This window comes from Shewanella sp. SR43-8, from assembly GCF_014163775.1.
Lineage (GTDB): Bacteria > Pseudomonadota > Gammaproteobacteria > Enterobacterales > Shewanellaceae > Shewanella > Shewanella vesiculosa.
In genome coordinates, this window is record NZ_JACJDX010000028.1 from 1 (window position 1) to 4,739 (window position 4,739).

The 4,739-nt window shown below is 41.1% G+C and carries 4 protein-coding genes and 4 tRNA genes; 1 reads left to right on the plus strand and 7 read right to left on the minus strand.

What is annotated here, in order from left to right; genetic code table 11:
* From H5114_RS20140 to H5114_RS20160, 5 genes are all read right to left on the minus strand, one after another.
* Positions 1–161, minus strand: a 161-nt coding sequence (locus tag H5114_RS20140) for a GTP-binding protein (RefSeq protein WP_259395356.1), incomplete at its 3' end; no start/stop codon positions are given.
* Between the two features lie 113 nt (positions 162–274).
* Positions 275–349, minus strand: a tRNA-Ile gene (locus tag H5114_RS20145).
* Between the two features lie 9 nt (positions 350–358).
* Positions 359–432, minus strand: a tRNA-Gly gene (locus H5114_RS20150).
* Between the two features lie 34 nt (positions 433–466).
* Positions 467–551: transfer RNA gene (locus tag H5114_RS20155), tRNA-Tyr, on the minus strand.
* 7 nt (positions 552–558) lie between these two features.
* A tRNA-Thr gene (locus H5114_RS20160) sits at positions 559–634 on the minus strand.
* A gap of 223 nt (positions 635–857) precedes the next feature.
* Here H5114_RS20160 and coaA point away from each other — a divergent pair.
* On the plus strand, positions 858–1,808 hold the full coding sequence (gene coaA / locus H5114_RS20165) for a type I pantothenate kinase (protein WP_124017700.1): 951 nt from the start codon (positions 858–860) through the stop codon (positions 1,806–1,808).
* Positions 1,809–2,120: 312 nt separating this feature from the next.
* Here the strand turns inward: coaA and birA are convergent, their stop codons facing one another.
* Positions 2,121–3,083 carry a bifunctional biotin--[acetyl-CoA-carboxylase] ligase/biotin operon repressor BirA gene (birA, locus tag H5114_RS20170; RefSeq protein ID WP_182723880.1) on the minus strand — a complete coding sequence of 321 codons (963 nt, stop codon included), beginning with the start codon at positions 3,081–3,083 and terminating at the stop codon, positions 2,121–2,123.
* A complete protein-coding gene (gene murB / locus H5114_RS20175) occupies positions 3,076–4,101 on the minus strand; it encodes a UDP-N-acetylmuramate dehydrogenase (protein ID WP_404948365.1) in 1,026 nt (341 codons plus the stop codon). The genes birA and murB overlap by 8 nt, the downstream gene beginning before the upstream one ends.
* Between the last annotated feature and the right edge of the window lie 638 nt (positions 4,102–4,739).

Here is a 4,739-nt window from a genome sequence, read left to right on the forward strand (position 1 = left end):
GGAGCGTTATCGATTTGAGCGAAGTTTTTAACTTCACCACCATAAGTTTTAGACAAAACGGCAGAGATTGCTGCTGTTAAAGTTGTTTTACCATGGTCAACGTGACCGATGGTGCCCACGTTTACATGGGGCTTGTTACGTTCAAATTTAGCTTTTGCCATGGTATTGCCTCAGTCCAATTATCTTGGTGATGAAAACACATATAGTAAAAATCCGATGCATTAAATGACATCGAATCGATTATTTAGGGTTAGGAAGTTTATTCATGACAAGCTGGTGTTGATAGGCAGATTCGCACTGCCGACTCACCCTCATTAAAGGTGCGCTCTACCAACTGAGCCGTATCAGCGAACAAATTTGGAGCGGATGGCGGGAATCGAACCCGCGTTATCAGCTTGGAAGGCTGGAGTAATACCATTATACGACATCCGCGCAACCTGTTTAGGCTACCTAACTACCTAGAAAATGGTGGAGGGAGAAGGATTCGAACCTTCGAAGGCTGAGCCGTCAGATTTACAGTCTGATCCCTTTGGCCACTCGGGAACCCCTCCAGAAAAATGGTGCCGGCACCAAGAGTCGAACTCGGGACCTACTGATTACAAGTCAGTTGCTCTACCAACTGAGCTATGCCGGCGTATCATTTCGGGTTCGGATATTAGGTAAATGTGCCCCAGAGTGCAAGAGTAAAATGATAAAAAAACTAAAAAAAGTTTCAAATGACGTTTTTTTGCACTTGTTTAGCACAAAAAGAGTGATTAGTAGGCAAATGTAATTAGTGATGCAGACAAATGAGAACCAAACTATTGTCGCCATTTATACGATAGTGTAATGTGCCTGACCAACCTAGAGGAATGGTTATGAACCCAATTAACTCAATACAAGATGCACTCTACTTTGCTTTTCAGCGCGAGCATTGGGCTGAATTACGCAAATCAGTGCCACTCACATTGAGTCAGGCTGAATTAGAAAACCTGCGTGGTATGAATGAAAAGCTGTCTTTAGATGAAGTCACTGACATTTACCTTCCTCTCAGCCGTTTACTGAATTTATTTGTCGGCTCTAAACAACAGCGTGGACTCGTTCTTGATAAGTTTCTTGAACAGAAAGCTTCTCCAGGTCCTTACATTATTAGTATCGCAGGAAGCGTAGCTGTCGGTAAGAGTACCACAGCACGCATCTTACAGACGTTATTACAGCGTTGGCCCGAGCATCCTAAAGTTGATTTAGTCACTACTGATGGTTTTTTATATCCATTAGCAGATTTAAAGCGTAAAGGACTACTGCAGCGTAAAGGTTTTCCTGAAAGTTATGACATGAAAATGTTAGTCGAATTTATATCGGCTGTTAAAGCTGGAAATAAAGAGATATTGGCACCACTTTATTCTCATGTCACTTATGATAGATGTCACGATGAACATCAAGCTATTCGCCAACCTGACATTTTGATTTTAGAAGGTTTAAATGTACTGCAAACGGGTTTAGATACCCCAATCGACACCAGAAGACCTTTTGTATCAGATTTTGTCGATTTCTCGATTTATGTTGATGCCGATGAGTCATTGCTTAAAGATTGGTATAAACAACGATTCTTGCAATTTAGAACTGGGGCGTTTAGTGACCCAAACTCATTCTTTCATCACTACTCTTCTTTGACCGACGATGAAGCGAATGTAATTGCTGCCAATATTTGGGATACCATCAATGGCCCCAATTTATCATTAAATATTCAGCCGACACGCGAGCGAGCTCACCTGATTTTACAAAAAGGCCCCAACCACTTAATGGATCGGGTTTTACTGCGCAAATAACACGATATGCGCCTATTATTAGGCGTTATTTAGTAAGACTTGTTCGAGATAACGGACTCACTCAATATTCAAAAGTACGCCATAAGGTGTGACACTTAGTCATTCTAAGCAAACACCTTATAAATAACCAACCGATTGTATAAAAATAACAAACAACCGTTTAGTCGCCTCCTTCGGCCAGCATTTGAGTCTTTCTACCATGTTATTTCATTGTCTCATAGAGTAGAAAAACGTCATCCTACAGGCTTAGGCAGGCGTCAGCAGGCCTAAATTGCTGTAAAATTCACCTTATATAACCCACATCCTTATTGCCTATGTCGCTGCTCGAAGACTGATTTCACCACCTAAATAGCGCTTAATACCTTGGTCAGTTTCAAGCAATAAAGCACCTTGATCATCAATGCCTCGACAAATACCGTTCACACAATTGGGTGCCATGACTAATGAAACATCGCGATTAGCAAATAAATCATACTTATTCCAGCGATCCAAAAAAGCGCCCAACCCTTTTTGCTCAAATAACTGAAGATCAGTTTTAAGGGTTTTGTGCAGTTGGATCAATAGCTCGGTTTTATCTGGCATACTCATTAAACTGGAGAGATCACTCCAGGGCTGATCAATAAGCCCGCCTTGTTCTGCAGACATACTCATATTAATGCCAAAACCAATTACAAGCTCGGTTTGTTGCGCAGATGAGTGGGCTATTTCTACTAAAATCCCTGCTAATTTTTTATGTTCTAGATAAATGTCATTCGGCCATTTTAAACCTAGCCCCTCAACCCCAAACGCTGATAAAGCCTTAACAATAGAACAACCAACCACTAAGCTTAAGCCACTTGCTTTGCTAATATCGCTATGTAAACGCCAGAACATGGATGCATAAATATGGTGCCCGTAGGGAGACAACCATTTCCTGCCTCTTCGACCTCTGCCTGCAGATTGATATTCAGCGATGCAAATATCACCCGATTTAAGTTCACTAGTATGTCCAAGTAAAAAAGCATTAGTGCTTGTTGTTTCATCAAAATAAAAACAGCGGCCGTCAACATTATTGACAAGAATTGACTCATTTACTAAGGACATTGGCGTCGCTAACTTATAACCTCTCCCCTTTACGCTGTAGATTTCAATGCCATAATCTTTTAATGCGTCGATATGCTGATTAATCGCCGCCCGAGTAAGCGATAGAGACTGCGCTATCACCTCACCAGAAACAAAATGCTCATGATGCAAACAAGCTAAAATTTGACGTTTACGAGACCAATGTTCATTCATTTATGTCTATCTCCCCAGCAGAACCCAGAATCCTTGGCTCAGGTTGTAATCTAACGCCAAACTTATTGAAAACCGTCTGGATGACGTACAGCGCTAATTGGCATACTTCTTTACCTGAAGCATTACCAAGGTTAACTAAAACCAAAGCTTGTTCTTGATGAACCGCTGCATCACCTATATTAAAGCCCTTCAACCCAGCTTGCTCAATCAGCCAGCCGGCAGCAAGTTTATAATGATCATCACCTTGTGGGTAACCCACTAAAGCAGCATAACGAGTTTTAAGGGTATTATAGACATCTATTGATACCACAGGATTTTTAAAGAAACTGCCCACATTACCTAACTTTTTAGGATCAGGTAGCTTAGATTGGCGAACATGACACACACAATCAAAAATTTGTCTCGCGGTCACAGTTGCAGGATCTAAATGTTGCAGTGGACCATAGTTGGTAACGGCTTGCCACTGTTTAGCTAACTTTAAAGTCACTTCAGTGATAACAGCTAAGTTTTTAAGCTGTTGTTTAAAAATAGACTCGCGATAGCCAAATTGACATTGGTCATTATCAAAATGGACTAACTTTCCGGTATCCAGTTGTAAAAACTGAATCTGATGACAGAACCGATTAAATTCAACACCATAAGCACCAATATTTTGTATAGGAGCGGCGCCAACAGTCCCAGGAATCAGGGCCATATTTTCTAAACCATAAATCTCTCTCGAAAGGCAATACTCAACCAAGTGATGCCAATTTTCTCCCGCTTGTACAGTGAGATAATAAAAGTCATCGTCTTGATCAATCACAATCCCCGTAGTACTCACCTTGACAACCGTTCCCTGAAAGTCATCAGTAAATACCAGGTTACTGCCGCCACCAAGTATAAGCATTGGGTTTTGTTGTTGATACAACTCAATACATCTAGTGATTAGCTCATTTTTGCTAGTGACTTCAACTAAAGAAGCGCAATGCTGATTGAGGCCGAGTGTGTTTAATGCAGTAAGGGAGATAGACATAGACAGACATCAAATTCAAAAATATAACGCTATTGTAGCAGGGAATTAGATAATAAATTACCATGATTAACCGGAAAAACATGCTGTGAATAATGTCATCAGACATCGAAGAGCCATCATATATGTCACAGTTTGCAGAGCTATACTTAAAACAAATGATAACTGAGTGAATTACAGTCAACAATGACTAATAAACTTGTATTGATCCACCTTGTGAATGATCGCTATTCTAGTAGATCTCAAATTTAGCCTGTTAATGACCGACTCTTTTATGGGCATATCATCAACACTGGTCAATGGCTTAGGTTTAAGGCACAAATTGCAGACGTAAAACGCCCGCTACATAATAGCGGGCTGTTTCACGACTCTTTCAAGTCAAATAGGCGCCTAGAAATGACCTACTCTGACATGGGCATACTGGCCACACTGACTAATTGCTTAGGTTTAAGGCACAAAACAAAAAGGCCACTCGAGTAGAGTGGCCTTGCTGTGTTCTTTGGCACCTAGAACTGACCTACTCTCGCATGGGCATACTGGCCACACTGACTAATTGCTTAGATTTAAGGCACAAAACAAAAAGGCCACTCGGTTAGAGTGGCCTTGCTGTTTTATTTGGCGCCTGGAAATGACCTACTCTCGCATGG

Bases quoted from the DNA above. Each gene is read 5' to 3' on its own strand.
- coaA (WP_124017700.1), top strand. From the start codon at position 858: ATGAACCCAATTAACTCAATACAAGATGCACTCTACTTTGCTTTTCAG.
- birA (WP_182723880.1), bottom strand. From the start codon at position 3,083: ATGAATGAACATTGGTCTCGTAAACGTCAAATTTTAGCTTGTTTGCAT.